The sequence below is a fragment of the Leptolyngbya sp. GGD genome, assembly GCF_026735145.1.
GTDB lineage: Bacteria > Cyanobacteriota > Cyanobacteriia > Leptolyngbyales > Leptolyngbyaceae > Leptolyngbya > Leptolyngbya boryana.
In genome coordinates this window covers 358,813-377,070 of the sequence record NZ_JAPQKE010000002.1, presented here as the reverse complement: position 1 = coordinate 377,070, position 18,258 = coordinate 358,813, and the positions used below count along the sequence as shown (strand labels likewise).

Here is an 18,258-nt window from a genome sequence, read left to right as displayed (position 1 = left end):
ACTGATCAAGTAGAACCTCAAAACGTCTTAGCGGAGACAAATGAATACCGAGTCAGCTTTCAAAGTGAACAGATTGACTGAACACGCCAAACTCTAAAATCCGAAAATTGTACTAGCTAGCACAGATAGGCTTATTGTTCGCATTCAAGCGAATCTTACCTTCTGACCCACCCACCATAAACGGTGCAGTCTGATCATCAACCACACGCACGAATGCAGGCTTATCTTTCAGGCAAGCACTCACGGCTGCGCCCCAAGCTGGCAAATCTTTCGCCATTTTATCAGTAATCGGGGTATCGCTAGTAACACTCGCTTCCTGAACAACAGCAATTTGGATCGGTAAGGTAAACTTCGCTGCTGTGTTAGCACTCTCAGGTAAAGTCACTTGCTGCACACCCGTGATCGTTTCGCTTTCTAGCACAGTTGTCGTTGCCATGGGTTGCGTGCTAGGAGTTGAAGACTGTTCAGCCGGAGCAGTTGGCTGAGTAGGCGTAGTTGTCGATTCCGGTGTGGTCGAAGGGGTAGTGGGAACCGTGGTATCCGGTGTGGTCGAAGGGATAGTGGGAACCGTAGTATCCGGTGTAGTTGTCGATTCCGGTGTGGTCGAAGGCGTACTCGGAGTCATCGGAGCGCTTGTTGGAGAAGCAGGCGTTGTCGATGAATCAGGAGCAGGCGTTGTTGTATCCGGAGTCGAAGGCGTTGTCGTTGCGCCAGGAGTCGAGGGAATTGAAGTTGGGCTGACAGGTGTGGTCGCGGGGGTTGCAGATTCAGCAGGCTTCTCGACTGTGGGTAGCGTCGGCTTACTCTCAGATGGCTTCTCTGTTGTTGGCATCGTTGGCATGGAGGTCGGAGTCGATGCAGGAGTCATCGTCGAAGGAGCCGAGGTCGGCATAACTGGGGTTGAACCTGGATTAGCAGGAGTGGTACTGATTGACGGCATCGAAGGCATTTCCGGCTTTGCGATCGGAGTCATTGAAGGCGTGCTGGTCTGGTTTACCGTAGGAGTTGCAGACTCAGTGTTAGAAGGCTTCTTCACCGATTCAGCGATCGTTGGAACCGCATACCCTGCTAAGACAGCAGCAGCTATACCAAAAGCAGCAATCTGTTTCCGTTTGCTCACGTTAGATCTCCGAAATTTGCTAGAGGGGCTAAATCTTCTTTCGTATTCAGGACGCACCTGGATGATTCACACAGCTGACATCTAGAGGTCGAGCAATGTCCGCATGAATTGGAAAGCGGCAGACTAAGCGAACCGTACCGAAGGATGTGTAAATGGCTCAACCAATCGGGAGACAGATAATAGATTGGCACAGGGTTAGGATACAAAGATGCAAAATCAAGGTCTTAAAGGCGAAATTCGGCGCTAAAGTAGGCTGTGCAGTAGGCTCAGTAGTGTGTTGAGGGAATCGAGCATGCAAGACCCGTATTATCGGCTAGCGCCTTTCATTCAGGAGTATATTTACTCACAAGGTTGGAGCAGTTTACGCCCAATTCAAGCAGAAGCATGTCGAGTTTTATTCGATACCGATCAGCATCTTCTAATCGCCGCAGGTACAGCATCCGGGAAAACTGAGGCTGCATTTCTTCCAGCGTTGACGTTACTGCATGAAAATCCATCTCGCAGCGTTGGTGCAATTTACATTAGTCCGATTAAAGCTTTGATCAATGATCAGTTCGATCGATTAACGGATCTCTTACGGTTCGCGGATTTACCTGTGTGGGCATGGCATGGAGATGTGTCTCAAAGCCGGAAGAAAAAGCTACTGGCAAATCCGCGTGGCATTCTGCAAATTACGCCTGAATCCTTGGAGAGTTTGCTGATCAATAAAAGTTCTGACATCGATCGTATATTTGGCGACCTTCGGTTTGTGATTATTGACGAAGTTCACGCATTCATTGGCAGCGATCGCGGTTGCCAAATCTTGTGTCAACTTTCGCGCCTTGCGAAGCTGACAGGTAACCAACCGCGTCGAATTGGACTGTCTGCAACTCTGGGCGATTATTCTTTAGCAGAAGCGTGGCTGCGGGCAGACACTTCTCCATCTGTCACCACCCCAAAAATTGAAGGAGCCGCGAGAAAAATTCAGTTGTCGATCGAACATTTCTATGATCCGGGTTTAGTTGTCCGGGCAAAAGGAGATACCCGCGATCGCGTCTTTAATCCCTATCATTTGTATTTGTTTCAACAGACAGAAGGACGCAAGAGCCTGATTTTTGCGAATGGGCGGACTGCAACCGAAGAAGCGATCGCGGCATTGCGAGAAATTGCCCAGGCGAAAGGCGCACCGGATATTTATCACGTTCATCACGGCAGTATCTCGGCAGCATTGCGAGAGACGGCTGAAGAAGCCATGCGGGATGAGGAGAAGCTCGCTGTGACAGCAGCAACCGTGACGTTTGAAATGGGAATTGATTTAGGACATCTCGATCGCGTGCTGCAACTGGAAGCACCTGCTTCGGTTGCTAGCTTTCTGCAACGCTTGGGTCGATCAGGGCGAAGAGGCGATACCGCCGAGATGCGATTTGTCTGTGCAGAAGACAAACCGACCGGCGAGGAGATTTTACCTGAGCAGATTCCCTGGCAGTTATTACAAGCGATCGCGATTATTCAACTTTACATTGAGGAAAAATGGATTGAACCTGCACGGGAAATGCAGTATCCATTCAGCTTGCTCTATCACCAAACAATGAGTACGTTGGCAGCGCTAGGAGAATTGTCGCCAAGTGCGATCGCGCAAAATGTTCTCAAATTGCCCCCCTTTCAGTCGGTGACTCAAGATGATTTTCGCTTGTTCTTACGGCATTTAATCGACATTGATCATTTAGAACAAACCCCGACTGGAGGCTTGATCATTGGCATTACAGCCGAAAAAATCATTAATAATTTCAAGTTCTATGCAATTTTCCCGGATACCGAGGAGTATCTCGTTAAGCATGATGGCAAAGCAGTTGGCAGTATCATCGTTCCGCCAATGGAGGGAGATCGCTTTTCGCTAGCAGGCAAAACCTGGGAAGTGATCGAGGTCAATGCAAAGAAAAAAACGATCGTTGTGATTCCTAGTACAAAATCCGTGACTTCTAGCTCATGGCGCGGCAGTATGGGCGAGATTCATACTCGAGTGTTGCGGCGCATGAGAAAAGTGCTGCAAGAGACAACGATGTATCCTTATTTGCAACCCGGTGCGAAACGGCGACTCCAAGAAGCAAGAGAGCTAGCGCAATACAAAGGCTTTTTACATCAGCCGATTCAATTGATTGAAGAGGATGTTTGCTGTATTCTGCCCTGGATGGGAACGATTCCATTTCGGACCTTGGAGCGATTTTTGCGGTTTTACGCGAAAGATGCTTTGGGACTGAAAAGTATTAAAGGGCGATCGCCTTATTTTCTAATCGTTCGATTGGGAAAATGCAAGCTAGAGACTTTGGATCACGAGATTCGATCGTTAGCCAATCGCCGCTTAGAAGCGAATATGCTCCTGCCTGATGATGAGATTCCAAAGCTGCAAAAGTTTGATCCTTACATTCCATCAGAATTGCTCAGAAAAAGCTTCATGAGCGATTATTTGGATCTAGAAGAACTCACGACGGCGATCGCCAAGTGGTAATACTCAATTTCACCAAAGCAGAGTTGAAGATGAAAGCCCTTAAGCGGAAAATCTGTCATCGTTTAACTTGGGTTAACTTGCCAACTTTTGCGGCGCAGTTCCCAGAGCTTCCTCTTCACTCTCAAAAATCTCAAATACTGAATCCATCATCGTGACTTCAAAGACCAGTTTTGCCTCTGGATGCACATTGCAGAGCTTAAAGCTGCCGCGTGCTTTATCTGCATCCCGCATCCCTGCTACTAGCGAAGTCAGCCCAGAACTATCAATAAAATTTACCTGACCTAAGTTGACAATAATATGATTTGTTTGTTTCGCAATACAGTCCTGTAGCTTGGTGCGGAACTGCCACGCTGTTGTGATATCTAAGCGCCCGCTCGGATTAAATACGACGATCGTATTGCCATCCGGGGTACTAAATACTCTTTGCTCCATGAGGATCGACTTCTGCTCCATATTAATCAGGACTTGCTTCGTGCAAGCGATTGGGGGGATTCTCTAGGTCAGTTATGCCCAAATCAGGGAAAATGCTAACACCATTACCTTCTGCAAAAAGAGGGAAGCGCTAGAAAAACGCTTCCCTCGACATGCAAGGCTTAACAAATGGATGTTAATGGCTAATCACCATTAAGCTGAGTGTGCCCCGTTTTGTGACCAATTGATCCAATCTTGTGGCTTCAAGAAAATGTCATACAACCGAGCTTCTGGACTTCCAGCTTCTGGTTCATACCCATATTCCCACCGCACCATCGGAGGCAGTGACATCAGAATCGATTCTGTGCGTCCATTGGTCTGTAAGCCAAAAATTGTGCCGCGATCGTAGACCAGATTAAACTCGACGTACCGTCCCCGGCGATAGAGTTGGAACTGGCGTTCGCGATCTCCATATTCGGTATTTTTGCGTTTTTCAGCGATCGGCGTATATGCAGGCAGAAACGCATTTCCGCAAGATTGAATAAACGCAAACAGATCTTCCCAAGTCCGACCTTGCACTGCACCCACTTGTTGACTGTATTGTGCGGCAGGAGTGTCCATTTGCGAACCTGGATAGAAAATCGGATACAAAACGCCTTGAGTGTCCTGATAGTCAAAGAAGATACCGCCAACTCCACGAGTTTCATTGCGGTGCTTCAAATAGAAGTACTCATCACACCAGAGTTTGAAGGTGGGATAGTATTCGGGATGATGCTGGTCACATGCTTGTTTTAGTGTTTGATGAAAATGGATAACATCTTCTTCAAAGGGATAGTAAGGCGTTAAATCAATACCACCGCCAAACCACCAAACGGGACCTGCTTCAAAGTAACGATAGTTCAGATGCACGGTTGGAATGTAAGGATTCCGGGGATGCAGTACCATCGAAGTCCCCGTCGCATAGAAGCTATGACCTTTCGCTTCAGGACGTTGTACCAAAATCGAGGGTGGCAAATCCTTGCCCCAAACTTCGGAAAAATTGACTCCGCCTTGTTCAAACACACGACCTTCGCGCATGACTCGCGATCGCCCGCCACCGCCTTCGGGTCTCGTCCAACTATCTTCGCGAAACGTCGCTTCACCATCAACGGCTTCTAAGCCTTTACAAACTTGATCCTGGAAAGATTTCATCCATTGGCTCACCCGCTCTCTTGAATCTTGAGGCGGTAGCGCTTGAGTCGTTTCGGTCTTGTCGGAAGTGGAGAAGGCAGTCATAAACGTCGGTTCCTGGAACGAATCGCTTTACTATCGGTGAAGAAGTTTAAAGGTTCCGTTAGGTTCGAGCAGCAGGATTGCTCAATCTAGACGGTTCAATTAGACTATCGCGAAACGGTTCCTGTCTAAACAGTTGAGCCGATTTACAAGGTGCGAATCGCGCATCCTGTGCGGAAAGTAGAGATCGTAAATGTTTATAACGTTCTGTGACTTCTGCCCCAAGAAGTCGGTCAGCATCTTGAGAAGGATGACGATCGGGGACTCAATTTGGCTAAGATCAATCACCCCGGCTTTAGCGTACAGGTTCGCCTTAGAGGAGATGAATATTATGCTGAACTTTCCTTGGACATTCTTCTACCGCAAGCGGCGACGTGTCGAAATGACATTAGCGCGATCGTACCAAGCGATTAGTTCAGCCTCGGTCGATGATCTCTGGAAAAAAGTCATCGATTTAGCGGATGTCTCGTGGCATCCGATGATTTCGCACACGAATGTTCCGCGAGGGCAGGTGGCAAAGCCGGGATTGATTTATGAAGCGGTGACGCGATTGGGACCGTTTCCGATTCGGATTTTTGTCGAGCGGGTTGATCCGCGGGAATTGTTGAGTGTGAGAATTATGGCAATTCCTGGGCTTGAGGAACGGATTCAGTACGAAGTGAAATCAACCGTTTCGGGCACGAGTATTGCGTATTCGGTGACATTGCAGGGGTGGTTGTCGCCATTGATTTGGTCAATTATTAAGCCCTATGCGGCACGAGTGGCTGAGGATTTGGCACATGCGGCGGAACAACCGGAATTACCGCGATCGAATCAACGCAGTTGTTTAGACTTCTAACGAGATCCGTAGAACGGTAAGATCGAATCAAACCCTGACTCGATCTCTCCATGCTAGAAACTCTTAGTGCAGAATCCGTTTTAGAAGTGCTTAAACCAGTTCAAGACCCTGAACTCCAAAAAAGTTTGGTGGCGTTGAACATGATTCGCAATGTGTCGATCGACGATGGCAATGTTCGATTTACATTGGTCTTGACGACTCCTGCCTGTCCGTTACGTCAGTTTATTGTCGAAGACTGTGAGCGGGCGATTAAAACTTTACCCGGTGTGACATCCGTCGAAGTCGAAGTGACCGCTGAGACACCGCAGCAAAAATCTTTACCCGATCGTACTGGGATCGAGGGTGTGAAAAATATTATTGCGATTTCCAGTGGTAAAGGTGGCGTTGGGAAAAGCTCAGTTGCCGTTAACGTTGCAGTGGCATTGGCGCAAGCTGGCGCTAAAGTCGGGTTAATCGATGCCGATATTTATGGACCGAATGCTCCGACAATGTTGGGGCTTGAAGGATCGGGTGTTGCAGTTACGCAAACAGAACAAGGTGAAATTCTCGAACCTGCCTTCAATCACGGAGTCAAATTAGTTTCGATGGGGTTTCTGATCGACAAGGATCAGCCTGTGATCTGGCGAGGTCCGATGTTGAATGGTGTCATTCGTCAGTTTCTCTATCAAGTTCGGTGGGGTGATCTCGATTATTTAATCGTCGATATGCCTCCGGGAACTGGAGATGCTCAATTGACGATGGCGCAAGCGGTTCCGATGGCGGGGGCAGTGATTGTTACAACTCCTCAAACGGTTGCGCTACTGGATTCTCGGCGCGGGTTGAAGATGTTTCAACAATTGAACGTCCCAGTATTAGGCATCGTTGAGAATATGAGTTATTTTATTCCGCCGGACATGCCCGATCGACAGTATGACATTTTCGGTTCAGCCGGAGGCGAAAAGACTGCGGCGGAGCTAAATGTGCCTTTGTTGGGCTGTGTACCGTTGGAAATCCCGCTGCGTCAGGGCGGAGACAAGGGAATTCCGATCGTCGTTGGCGATCCCGATTCTGCTTCGGCAAAAGCCTTGACACAAATTGCTCAGCAAATTGCTGCTAAAGTATCCGTTGCAGCACTCGCATAAGCTCAAATTTCTATGTTTCGCAAGAAAAAGTCTCCGATTCCGTCTACGCTCCGACCTTGGCTTCAACCCTGGCAAGATATGGACTGGTTTTTGTTAGGCGCAGTCCTAGCATTGACTATTTTAGGAGGGTTGATGATTCACAGTGTGCAACTGAATCATACGGAGCGACGGGACTGGATGTTTCACGCTCTGATTGGGAGTGTGGGCACCTGTTTGATCTTCGTCATCTCTCGGCTGCGTTATGACGCGCTGCTGGCTTGGAAATGGTGGATTTATGGTCTGACCAATGTAGCACTGCTGCTGGTAATGGTCGTGGGAGTCGAGGAAAAAGGGGCACAGCGATGGCTAAATGTCTTTGGGTTCGGGATTCAGCCGTCTGAGTTTGCGAAGTTGGGCGCTATTATTACGCTAGCTGCGATTTTGCATCAGCGATCGGCATCGACGTTGCCTCAAATGCTGAAAGTTTTGGCGATCGCTGCTTTGCCTTGGGCGTTAATCTTTTTACAGCCTAACTTAGGCACATCGCTGGTATTTGGTGCCATTACATTCGGGATATTGTATTGGGGAAATGCGAATCCGGGCTGGCTATTGTTGCTGATTTCTCCAGTCATTTCTGCGATTTTGTTCACAACGCTGGTGGCAAAAGGCGCGATCGGGATTGTGGGGCTAGGACTGTGGATTGCTTTCGTTGGGGTGGTTGCCTGGAGAACTTTGCCGTGGAAGACTTACGGGATTTTAGTACCCGTTGTGATTAATACGGTCGCGGGCGGGCTTGGTCAAGTGCTGTGGCAATTTGTGCTGCATGACTATCAGAAAGCTCGGATTCTGACGCTGATTGATCCAGATCAAGATCCGCAGGGGGCTGGGTATCATGTCATTCAGTCACGAATTGCGATCGGGGCTGGAGAAACTTTCGGACGAGGATTGTTTCATGGCACTCAAACCCAGCTAGAGTTTGTCCCTGAACAGCATACAGACTTTATCTTTACTGCGATCGGTGAGGAATTAGGCTTTGTCGGTTCGATTTTTGTGTTGGGCGCTTATCTGCTGATCTGTTATCGTCTGCTGATTATTGCTCAAAGTGCAAAGGATGAGTTTGGTTCACTGATTGCCGTGGGTGTGTTCTCAATGATTATTTTCCAAGTGTCGATCAATATCGGCATGACGATTAATCTTGCGCCTGTTACGGGAATTCCGCTGCCTTGGTTAAGCCACGGGAATGCGGCATTGCTGATGAATTTTTTGGCGATCGGGTTAGTCGAATCAGTGGCGAACTCTCGACAGAAGTCAAAATTCTAATCAATTGGAAAAGTGCGATCATCGCATCGACGAGAATCAATATCAGGGAAGCCGAGAGCCACGGTAAACTGATAGTGAAACGTATTGAAGCAGAATTATGTTTTTACCAGGTTCAGCCGTTCGCGTGACGAATGTTAACGATATTTACTACGGGTTCCAAGGACTCGTACAGCGGATTAGCGATGGGAAAGTTGCAGTCCTGTTTGAAGGTGGCAACTGGGATAAACTAATCACGTTTAGAATGTCGGAACTTGAAGTGGTTGAAACTGGGAAGAAAAAGGCAGGAAAGTAATCTGCTCAATTTTTTGAAGATTCTTTAGAACTCCAGGTTTTCTGAAAACTTGGAGTTTTTGCAATATGCAGCTTCCCAATAGGAAAAAGTGCAGTTCCTACTTCTCTACACTCAAAAATTCTTGTAATAGTCCAGCCACGATCGCAGGTTGCTCCAATGCGACTAACACTCCCGAATCCGGCACGACTTCAAACGATCTCACTCCTTCATTCAAGTCCGACAACCGTTGTCCTAATCGTACATCGGTAAACTGCGCTTCTTCTCCCCAAACGATTGCAGTGGGCACTGTCAATTGCGGCAAGTATCGTGACAGATCAAAATACAAATCTCCTCTTAAAAACGCCAATGCTGCATACTCTGCATTGGGCTGGCGCGCAGATGCAAGATAGGCATTTACCATCTCTGGAGTAATGCGATCGCGATTCACAAACAAGAAATTCTCTAAGAAATTCCGAACGGCGAATTCATTCGTGGCTCCGATCGCATAAATCACGCGATCTAAAATCGGTGTATTAATAATCTCTCTGGGAATTCGTCTGCCTGCTCCCTCGCCAAAATCATCAAATCCAGATGGACACACCAGAAACAGTGACTTCACTAAGTCAGGATGCTGAATTGCGACGCGAATCGCTAATGCACCACTCAATGAAGAAGCCACTAATATTGCAGGTTCACGGGTTACTTTTGGGAGAAATTCAGCGATCGACGATACATAATCTTCGGCTCGGTAATTTCGTGCAGGATGACTTGACTCTCCCCAACCTAAAAGATCCGGCACAATGATTTGATGCTGTCTTGCAAATACTGGATAGACTTTTGACCATTCATAAGCTGAGGAGCCACCACCGAAGCTATGAAGGAAGACGATCGGTGATTGTTCTACCACTTCAGTTTGAGTGTAGTAAGCGATCGTTCCTAAGCTAGTTTGAGTATTCTTCTGTCTAAATCCTGGGGGCTGAAATTGCAGCATGAGCCTCGCTTTGAACGCATCAAATATATTCTAGCTAGCTCTCACATTCGGCTGATGATCAATACCTTGCAATAGAGTTTGAGAAGTAGAGGTTAAAATGTACTATGAGCATATAATGCTAGAAATAAAAGACTAGGCGACCTGCTTGGGAATCGACCAAAACTATCAGACACCCCATCATCGCAATGAGTTCTAACCTGGCTTTTGACAAAATTTTAGGTGAGCGGCTGCACGTTTCTCCTGACCAAATTGCTGAATTCTGTCAGCGTTGGCATGTCCTGGAGTTTGCTCTATTTGGCTCTATCCTGCGCGACGATTTTCAACCGCATACAAGTGATGTCGATGTGCTGGTAGCGTTTCATCCAACGGCAAAACAAGGGCTAACGGAATGGCTAGATATGCAAGATGAACTCGAAGCGCTGCTTCAACGTAAAGTGGATCTCGTTAGTAAGAAGGCAATTCAGGAAAGCCGAAACTGGATTCGGAAACGCAACATCTTGGAATCGGCACAGGTAATCTATGGCAACTAATCGCGATGCAGAAGCGATTTTAGATATTGTAGATGCTGCTCAACAAATTCAGCGTGCCGTGCGGGCTTTGACCCTTGAAGCGTTTCAGTCTGATCGAGAAAAGCAAGCGGCAGTCCTCTACTTTTACATCATCATTGGCGAAGCAACGAAGCGCGTTTCTACAGAACTGCGATCGCAGTTCCCCGATATTCCTTGGCGCGACATGGCTGGTCTTCGAGATATTGCCGCTCACCAGTACGATCGCGTGGACTTAGAGACAATTTGGATCATTACACAGACCAGCATCCCTGATTTACTCATCCGCCTCGAACCCCTACTAGAACCGCCCGAAGAGAGCCAGTAACGAGCGGGGTGGGGAGTGGGGAGATGAGGTGATGTAACCATAACTATGATTTCAGACCTTTCCCCTATCTCCCTATCAGCTTGGTTGTGATGAACTACTACCTTGGAGTGGGAGGCTTTAGAACCACTTTCTAAAACCGCAGTCAGACTTTTATCGACCTGCCGCAGGCTGATTTGGCTGCGGAATCGTAATATCTACAGCTGTTACAGGTTGTCCCAAAGTCGATAACGGTGGATTAATTTCCTTCTCATTTCCAACTACGATCGTGACTAACTTTTCAGGCTGTAAATATTTCTGTGCAACCCTTTGTACATCTGCAACTGTCGTCGCTTCTACGCCTTTACGGTACTGGAAAATGAAATCCTTGGGATAGCCATAGTACTCATACCGCAACAATCGAGAAAGCGTCTGTGCTGGATCTTGGAAATTAAAGATAAACGAATTCAAAACTGTATCTTTCGCAAATCCTAGCTCCTCTTGTGAAATCGGCTCTTTGCGAATCCGTTCAATCTCTTTTTTCACAGCTTGAATGAATGGCACGGTTGCCTGCGATCGCGTTTCTCCCGCTGCTAAAAACACACCCGGATGATCAAACTGCGCCCCCCAACTTGCATACACTGAGTAAGCTAAGCCTTGACGCGATCGCACTTCATTAAACAATCGCCGCCCAAACCCACTTAGCACATCTTCCATCACGCTTAAAGCCGGATAGTCAGGACTGTTCAACGATCCGCCTAAATGTCCAATTTGCAGATAGCTCTGATTCAATTGAGGCTGATTGACAAAGAAAATGCCGCCTTGCTTGGCTTGAGTGACCTGTGGAAGCTGACGAGGCATCGCTTGACCTGTCGGTTTCCAGGTTCCAAACTTTGCTTCGATTAGCGATCGCATTTGTTTCGGATCAAAGTCTCCCACTATTCCAAGGAGCATCTGATCCGGGCGGAACGATCGCTGATAGAAATTGACTAAATCCTGGCGAGTAATGTTTGCAAGTGTTGAAAACTCAGTGATTCGAGCATAAGGACTCTCAGCACCGTAGATCAATTTCTGAAACTCTCGTCCTGCAATACTATTCGGGTCATCATTGCGTCGAGCAATTCCGCCCTGGGCTTGAACTTTCGCGATCGCGACTTGATTGTCTGCAAATGCAGGTTGTTGAATCACTTCTGCAAACAGATCAAAAACTTCTGGCAAATCTTCGGTCAGCGTATTGAAACTCGCATTTCCAGCCGTGGTTGAAATACTCGTTTCAATGCTGGCGGCACGTTGTTCTAGGAATTGATTCACCTGATTGGCACTGCGTTTCTGAGTGCCGCCAGAGCGCATCACGATTCCTGTCAGTTCACCGAGTCCAACTTGATTTGCAGGTTCAAATCGATCCCCAGTTCGGACGATCGCAGTTCCACTCACTAAAGGCAATTCGTGGTCTTCCATCAAATACACGGTTAAGCCATTTTTGAGCTTGAACTGGGTATAGTCGGGGACTTTGACCTCTGGAGGGGACGAGAATTTGAGATCTGTATAATGCTTGGGCGTATCTGCCACGGCGGGATGAACCCGCAGCAAAACAACCAGACAGGCAAGAACAAATAAACTTGAGAGTCGGAATAATTTCATCGTGCTTATCCTTGCGGCAAAATTCGACCAATGGTGCGGTTTTGATCAGTAAAAGTTGCGGTGGCAACTCGCTGAATATCCGCAGGAGTAATTTTCTCGATCGCATCAACTTGCTGAAACAAATTCCGCCAGCTTCCCGTTTTCACCTCGTATTCCAACAATGCCTGAGCCATGCCCATATTAGAATCGAGCGATCGCAGTAATCCGGCTCTAGCTTGAGTTTTAACGCGATCGAGTTCTTGTGCTGAAACTGGCTGAGTTTTTAAGCGCTCAATTTCTGCTCTCAGTGCAGATGCCACTTCTTCGAGCGATCGACCGGGAGCCGTCAACGCATAGAACAAAATCAAATTCGGGAATTTATCTCCGGGGAATCCATTTAGTCCCTGTGCGGCTAATGCTAATTTTTTCTCTTCGACCAGCGATTTGTAGAGTCGAGAAGTCCGTCCGTCGCTGAGAATCGATGTCAGCGTTTCATAGACGGCATTATCTGGATGGTTCAATGCCGGGCGATGATAGCCTTCCAAATACCAAGGCTGAGATTGCAGCTTGAGAGTAACTTCTTTCTGCTGCGTCTGCGGTGGCTCGACTGCAAGGACTTCTGGCGGTGCAGGTTTTGCTTTATATCGACCGAAATAAATTTGAGCGAGACGTTTGACTTCGGTGGGATTGACATCACCAACAATGGCGATCGTCAAATTATTCGGAGTGTAATGCGTGTTAAAAAAGTCCGTTACATCCTGGCGAGTCAGATTGACCAAATCTTGTGAATAGCCAATCACTGGGCGGCGATAAGGATGAACTGTAAACGCTTTTCCTGTGAAGGCTTCGATCAATTGCCCGATCGGAGAATTCTCAGTTCTTAGCCGTCTTTCTTCGAGGATGACAGATTTCTCTTGATAAAACTCTCGAAACACTGGGTCTAAGAAGCGCTCAGATTCCAAGGACATCCAAAGCTCTAACTTATTCGACGGAAAACTGTAAAAATAGCGAGTCGCATCTGCGGACGTATTTGCATTTAAGCCAACTCCACCCGCCTGCTCAACAATTCGCCCTAATTCGTTCTGTCGCCCTAGCCGTGTGGCTTCAGCTTCAATGCGAGTAAATTCTGCTTGCAGGGCTGTGACATCTTTCTTTTGATCTTTTGCAGCTTTAATCTCTGCTGCTAGCTGATCTAATTTTTCTAGGAGTGGCTGCTCGGCTTTGTAATCACTTGTTCCAATCCGAGTTGTTCCTTTAAATGCCAAATGCTCTAAAAAGTGGGCAACGCCAGTTTTTCCTTCTGGCTCATCCGCTCCACCGACATCGGCATAAGTGAGAAACGAAACCACTGGCGCTTGATGCCGCTCCAAAACAATAAACTTCAAGCCATTCTCTAACTTAAACTCGGTAATATTCTGAATGACTCGATCGAGATAAGGCTGAATCGATTGAGTCTGAGGCAGAGTTCTCGCCCATCCGATTCCTGGCGCACTTTGCCAACTCAACAGAAAAACTAATCCAAAGCTCAGGATCGCTCGACTTATTCTTTTCATTCCACGAAACCCTTAAGGCACGTTCTCTATCCTAGAGAGTTTCGTCAAAATTGACCTATTTTGCGTCGAACTTATCCGTTGAAGTCGTAACTGTAAAGATGTACGTATCAAACAAACCACCGACCACAGCACACGCGCATCCAATAACAATGACACCTTCCCAAGCACTGCCATTGCCAAAGGTTGCAAGGAAATAGAGCAATTGAGTCGCGCAGGCTTGCCCGAACAACATCAATCCCGGTACAGATCCAATGCAGAGCAGAATGATGATTGCACTGCCAATTAACGCGATCGGTGTAAGAAAGCTGAGCAACACCGCGAGCAATAGCGACCTTAGATAACTGATGGTGATGCCAAATGACATAGATTCACCTCAATGAAACGAACTTGAATGAACAGGTTGAACTCTTCTAACAATACGGGGGATTTCTAGGTTTGGGGCGAGTTGTTGCTAAATCTTAAATCTTTATAAAGAAACTTGGTGAACTAGATTGCAATGATTATTGCACTGGGGCTAAAAATCAAGCTGTAAATCGGGCTACAGGTTTATAAACCCTTACATTCCGAATCTTGCAGTTGATTTCCAGCGATCGCAATATATCGATATCCGGCGATCGCAGCGTCCGAAACTGGTCTAACAAAAGAAAGATTTTTCCTCACTTCTAAAGGCTGATGAAGCTGACTTAACGCATTTCTAAGATCGCTTCTAGAACCCTATAAAACTGGATCTATTTCTTATGCAAGTCCTCAGACATCCTGAAGCAACGAATGACCCCAGAGATCCCCGCAATAACGAGGTCGTTTCTCCCGGTGCTGATATTTATGACGGCAACCTATCTACGCCAATCAATTCTTCTCCGCTCGTCAAATCCTATCTTTCAGCGCTGCCTGCTTACCGCCAAGGTCTTTCTCCTCAACGTCGCGGCTTAGAAGTCGGCTTTTTCCACGGGTTGTGGATTATTCTTCCCTTTACCTTGCTAGGTCCTTTACGCGACACTCCAATGGCAGCGCTCTCTGGCTTGCTCTCCGGATTTGGGTTGCTCTTGATTTCAGCCCTGAGCATCTCACTCTACGGCGCAACCAATCCCCCCGCTCCTACTGCAACGATTACTACTCCTAACCCGCCCCAAGAACTCGCAACTGGGCACGGTTGGAATGAGTACGCAGGTGGATTTCTGCTTGGCGGGGTTCTCGGCGCGGTTCTGACCTACTTCTTATTGTCCAATACAGCCTTATTCCAGCACTTTGGGACGGGTCTGTAAACTCTGTTAACCCGTTAAACTAAGTGGGCATCATAAAGATCGCCCACTTGTTGTAGTGTGTAGTCAACTTGACTGCACGAGACAAATTGCTGCGCTAAATTGACTCAGCAGACAGCTGCAACTGGCTCGAATAAAGCGATTTCAATTTCGCCCAGCGCCCGTTCTAAATCGTCATTGACAATCTGAATGTCAAATTCCCCTGCTGCTTCTATCTCTTCCCAAGCTCTCTGGAGCCGACGCAAAATTGCGGCTTCAGGATCTTGGGCGCGTCCTCGAATGCGAGCTTCGAGTTCTACCATGGAAGGCGGAGCGATGAAGATTTGCAGAGCGCTCGGGAACGATCGCCGAATTTGGCGAGCGCCATCGAGTTCGATTTCGAGAATGACCCATTTTCCGGATCGGATTTTTTCTTCGACGGGCTTGCGAGGAGTGCCGTAGCAGTTTCCAGCAAATTCAGCCCATTCGAGAAATTCCCCTTGGGCGACCATACGCTCAAATTGTGGTCGGGTGACAAAGTGATAATTTTTGCCATCGACTTCTCCGGGGCGGGGGGATCGAGTGGTTGCCGAGACAGAGAGAAATAGATCGTCCTTGTGGCGCTGAAGAAGCGACTTTAGCAAGGTTCCTTTTCCGACTCCGCTTGGCCCTGTTAAAACAATTAGTCTACCCTTGCTCATGGCTGCCTAATTAATTTGATGCGCTAGTGTTCCCAGTTTTCTGATTCTGTGAGTATAGCTTGCAACGCTCGTTGATAGGATGAAGGATTCGGCGGAAAAAATAAAATTTTCTCGGAAATTACGGTTTTCTTAGTTCTACCCTTCTAAAAAACGATGCGCAACTGTCTCAGGTTGGATCGCTGAAAGGACGACGTGACCGGAGTCCATGACAATGACAGCGCGGGTTCTGCGTCCATAGGTGGCATCGATCAGCTTCTCCCCTGTACGGGCGTCGCTGATGATACGCTTAATGGGTGCGGATTCGGGACTGACGATCGCGATGACTCGGCTGGCGGAGACGATGTTGCCAAAGCCGATGTTAATGAGTTTGATCTCCGTCATGAGAAAAAATTGAGAGAACTTGTTTTTTCACAATACTGAAAAAATAAGAGGGGGTAGAAAATGCAACCAGTTGATTTCACAACGCTAATGGCGGTCTGTGCGGAATTGCGATCGCAGTGGCTTCCAGCCAGATTTGAACAGGCGTATCAGCGCGATCGCTTTACAGTTTTATTGGCGTTGCGAACGCTAAAGCAGCGGGGATGGTTAACTCTATCCTGGCATCCGCAGGCAGCCCGGATGCATATGAGTGAGCCGCCGCCTCGCGATCCGGATACATTCACATTTAGTCAGCAATTGCGGCATCAGCTAGGTGGATTAGCCTTGGTCGCGATCGAGCCTGTTTCGCCTTGGGAAAGAGCGATCGATTTGCAGTTCGCTCATCGTCCAGGGGAGCCTGCGCTATGGCATCTCTATATTGAAATTATGGGTCAGTATAGCAATGCCATCTTGGTGAATCAGGAAAATGCAATTGTTACAGCAGCGCATCAGGTGAGTTCCAATCAATCGAGTGTGCGTCCGATTCAGACAGGGCAGCCGTATGAGTTGCCGCCTGCTCGACTCGATCCGGCTCCGAGTTTGGCAGAAGATTTTGAACGTTGGAAATCGAGAATTGCTCTTGTTCCAGGTGCAATTCGGAAAAATCTGGTCAAAGCTTATCGAGGATTAAGTTCTTCGCTGGTTTTATCGATGGTTAAAGCGGCAGAAATTCAGCCAGATCGCTTAACTGATGAAATGTCTGACGGTGAATGGCAACGATTATTTGAATGTTGGCAATTTTGGTTGAAATCGCTTGAGGCTGAAAATTTCCAGCCAGGATTTACTTCATCCGGCTATACAGTGCTCTGGGGTCAGGGAGAAACGAGCGTTCAGAACATGATCGATCGCTATTATCGCGATCAGTTGAATCAGCAGGTTTTTACTCAACTGCTTCACCAGATCACTCAGCGATTAAATGCTGTCCTTGGAAAGCTACGAGTCAAAGCAGAAGGATTTGAGAGTCGATTAGACCGCTCAGATCGAGCAGACCAAGCGAAGCAACAAGCGGACTTGCTCATGGCTCATTTACATCTGTGGGAGCCAGGTATGCAATCCATCGAGCTTTGCGATTTTGAAACCGGGGAGCCTGTAACCATCCCACTCGATCCAGAAAAGAATGCAGTTCTGAATGCTCAAAGCCTTTACAAGCAGCACCAGAAATTAAAGCGAACTCGTGCCGCGATCGAACCTTTATTAAAAGCGGTTCAAGATGAGATGTTTTATTTAGAAGAGATTGAAACGGCGATCGCGCAATTCGATCGCTACGAAACTCCAGACGATTTGAAAGCGCTCGAAGAGATCCGGGATGAATTAGTTCAGGAAGGCTATCTCGAAGGCTCTGAGTATCGAAAAGCGACAACTCAGCAAGATTCTGAAACTCAACCCTACCGCTACAAAACGCCAGGCGGATTTGAGCTTTTGATCGGTCGGAATAATCGCCAGAATGATCAACTCACGTTCCGAACGGCGACGGAATACGATTTGTGGTTTCACACTCAAGAAATTCCGGGCAGTCATGTTTTGTTGAGACTGGAACCGGGAGCGATCGCAGATGAACAAGATCTGCAATTTACGGCAAATTTAGCCGCGTTTCATAGCCGTGCCCGTCAAAGCGAACAAGTTCCCGTAGTTTACACAGAACCAAAACACGTTTATAAACCGAAGGGCGCAAAGCCTGGAACCGTTATCTATAAACAGGAGCGGGTCATTTGGGGGCAACCGCAGCAGGGTAGAGAATTTGCGATATCGCACCGACCGATTAGCTAGATCTTAGAAAGAGAGAATCAGTCATCAGGAAGATATATGTCCGAGAACCATGAAGTTTCATGACAAAAGTTTTGTGTATGTTGTTACAATAGCAAGCGAATAGGGATTATTACTCTATGAACCCGCTGCAATTTTGGGAAAAAGCGCAGATGGGTTTTCTCCAATGTGAAACGACAACAGGTTGATTCAGAGCCGATCTCTCAAGGGGTTGGCTCTTTATTTATGTTTATCAGTATCCGATAAAAATCATTGTATGTTATGTAACAACAGATTGCGATCTTTGAGCGATTAGACTGATTTTGATC

Annotated in this window: 18 protein-coding genes and 1 pseudogene; 10 read left to right on the top strand and 9 right to left on the bottom strand. The window is 47.4% G+C overall.

Going from position 1 to position 18,258, the window contains the following annotated elements; translation table 11 throughout:
• Window positions 1–112 precede the first annotated feature (112 nt).
• Window positions 113–625 (bottom strand): hypothetical protein, encoded by a 513-nt coding sequence (locus tag OU814_RS10750; RefSeq protein ID WP_144056124.1) that lies wholly within the window; start codon window positions 623–625, stop codon window positions 113–115.
• On the opposite strand from OU814_RS10750, the gene OU814_RS10745 reads away from it, so the two are divergent.
• Together OU814_RS10745 and OU814_RS10740 are read left to right on the top strand one after the other, a co-directional pair.
• Window positions 600–1,205 carry a hypothetical protein gene (locus tag OU814_RS10745; RefSeq protein WP_017285952.1) on the top strand — a complete coding sequence of 202 codons (606 nt, stop codon included), beginning with the start codon at window positions 600–602 and terminating at the stop codon, window positions 1,203–1,205. The two genes, OU814_RS10750 and OU814_RS10745, sit on opposite strands and share 26 nt — an antisense overlap.
• 207 nt (window positions 1,206–1,412) lie before the next feature.
• Window positions 1,413–3,605 carry a DEAD/DEAH box helicase gene (locus OU814_RS10740; RefSeq protein ID WP_268182652.1) on the top strand — a complete coding sequence of 731 codons (2,193 nt, stop codon included), beginning with the start codon at window positions 1,413–1,415 and terminating at the stop codon, window positions 3,603–3,605.
• Between the two features lie 72 nt (window positions 3,606–3,677).
• On the opposite strand, the gene OU814_RS10735 is transcribed toward OU814_RS10740, so the two are convergent.
• The gene (locus tag OU814_RS10735) at window positions 3,678–4,037 is read right to left on the bottom strand and encodes an STAS domain-containing protein (protein ID WP_197693294.1); all 360 of its coding nucleotides are present in this window, start codon (window positions 4,035–4,037) and stop codon (window positions 3,678–3,680) included.
• Window positions 4,038–4,229: 192 nt separating this feature from the next.
• Window positions 4,230–5,291: an oxygen-dependent coproporphyrinogen oxidase gene (gene hemF / locus OU814_RS10730; RefSeq protein WP_268182649.1), complete on the bottom strand. Its 1,062-nt coding sequence runs from the start codon at window positions 5,289–5,291 to the stop codon at window positions 4,230–4,232.
• A 328-nt stretch (window positions 5,292–5,619) separates the two neighbouring features.
• On the opposite strand from hemF, the gene OU814_RS10725 reads away from it, so the two are divergent.
• The 4 genes and pseudogenes from OU814_RS10725 to OU814_RS10710 form a co-directional block, all read left to right on the top strand.
• Entirely contained in the window at window positions 5,620–6,126 is a 507-nt protein-coding gene (locus OU814_RS10725; RefSeq protein ID WP_017285948.1) for a hypothetical protein, read from the top strand.
• Window positions 6,127–6,176: 50 nt separating this feature from the next.
• Entirely contained in the window at window positions 6,177–7,247 is a 1,071-nt protein-coding gene (locus tag OU814_RS10720) for an Mrp/NBP35 family ATP-binding protein (RefSeq protein WP_268182647.1), read from the top strand.
• Window positions 7,248–7,259: 12 nt separating this feature from the next.
• A complete protein-coding gene (gene rodA, locus OU814_RS10715; RefSeq protein ID WP_017285946.1) occupies window positions 7,260–8,546 on the top strand; it encodes a rod shape-determining protein RodA in 1,287 nt (428 codons plus the stop codon).
• 103 nt (window positions 8,547–8,649) lie between these two features.
• Window positions 8,650–8,838: pseudogene (locus OU814_RS10710) on the top strand (NAD(P)H dehydrogenase subunit NdhS); the annotation flags it as partial.
• Between the two features lie 97 nt (window positions 8,839–8,935).
• On the opposite strand, the gene OU814_RS10705 reads toward OU814_RS10710, so the two are convergent.
• Window positions 8,936–9,808 (bottom strand): alpha/beta fold hydrolase, encoded by an 873-nt coding sequence (locus tag OU814_RS10705; protein WP_268182643.1) that lies wholly within the window; start codon window positions 9,806–9,808, stop codon window positions 8,936–8,938.
• A gap of 185 nt (window positions 9,809–9,993) precedes the next feature.
• Here OU814_RS10705 and OU814_RS10700 point away from each other — a divergent pair, with 185 nt between their 5' ends.
• Both OU814_RS10700 and OU814_RS10695 read left to right on the top strand, forming a co-directional pair.
• On the top strand, window positions 9,994–10,338 hold the full coding sequence (locus OU814_RS10700; RefSeq protein ID WP_017285943.1) for a nucleotidyltransferase family protein: 345 nt from the start codon (window positions 9,994–9,996) through the stop codon (window positions 10,336–10,338).
• Window positions 10,328–10,681: a HepT-like ribonuclease domain-containing protein gene (locus OU814_RS10695; RefSeq protein ID WP_268182640.1), complete on the top strand. Its 354-nt coding sequence runs from the start codon at window positions 10,328–10,330 to the stop codon at window positions 10,679–10,681. The genes OU814_RS10700 and OU814_RS10695 overlap by 11 nt, the downstream gene beginning before the upstream one ends.
• A 150-nt stretch (window positions 10,682–10,831) precedes the next feature.
• Here the strand turns inward: OU814_RS10695 and OU814_RS10690 are convergent, their stop codons facing one another.
• From OU814_RS10690 to OU814_RS10680, 3 genes are read right to left on the bottom strand one after another with little or no spacing between them, the layout of a single operon-like run.
• Entirely contained in the window at window positions 10,832–12,298 is a 1,467-nt protein-coding gene (locus OU814_RS10690; protein ID WP_268182638.1) for a M16 family metallopeptidase, read from the bottom strand.
• A 5-nt stretch (window positions 12,299–12,303) separates the two neighbouring features.
• Window positions 12,304–13,830, bottom strand: coding sequence for a M16 family metallopeptidase (locus OU814_RS10685; RefSeq protein ID WP_017285940.1), 1,527 nt, complete (start codon window positions 13,828–13,830; stop codon window positions 12,304–12,306).
• 55 nt (window positions 13,831–13,885) lie between these two features.
• Window positions 13,886–14,194, bottom strand: a complete 309-nt coding sequence (locus tag OU814_RS10680; RefSeq protein ID WP_017285939.1) for a hypothetical protein — start codon at window positions 14,192–14,194, stop codon at window positions 13,886–13,888.
• 373 nt (window positions 14,195–14,567) lie between these two features.
• On the opposite strand from OU814_RS10680, the gene OU814_RS10675 reads away from it, so the two are divergent.
• Window positions 14,568–15,092 carry a photosystem I reaction center subunit XI gene (locus OU814_RS10675; RefSeq protein WP_017285938.1) on the top strand — a complete coding sequence of 175 codons (525 nt, stop codon included), beginning with the start codon at window positions 14,568–14,570 and terminating at the stop codon, window positions 15,090–15,092.
• Window positions 15,093–15,196: 104 nt separating this feature from the next.
• Here the strand turns inward: OU814_RS10675 and gmk are convergent, their stop codons facing one another.
• Both gmk and remA read right to left on the bottom strand, forming a co-directional pair.
• Window positions 15,197–15,769 carry a guanylate kinase gene (gene gmk / locus OU814_RS10670; RefSeq protein ID WP_017285937.1) on the bottom strand — a complete coding sequence of 191 codons (573 nt, stop codon included), beginning with the start codon at window positions 15,767–15,769 and terminating at the stop codon, window positions 15,197–15,199.
• A gap of 135 nt (window positions 15,770–15,904) precedes the next feature.
• On the bottom strand, window positions 15,905–16,150 hold the full coding sequence (remA, locus tag OU814_RS10665; protein WP_017285936.1) for an extracellular matrix/biofilm regulator RemA: 246 nt from the start codon (window positions 16,148–16,150) through the stop codon (window positions 15,905–15,907).
• Between the two features lie 60 nt (window positions 16,151–16,210).
• On the opposite strand from remA, the gene OU814_RS10660 reads away from it, so the two are divergent.
• On the top strand, window positions 16,211–17,953 hold the full coding sequence (locus OU814_RS10660; protein ID WP_017285935.1) for an Rqc2 family fibronectin-binding protein: 1,743 nt from the start codon (window positions 16,211–16,213) through the stop codon (window positions 17,951–17,953).
• Window positions 17,954–18,258: the final 305 nt, after the last annotated feature.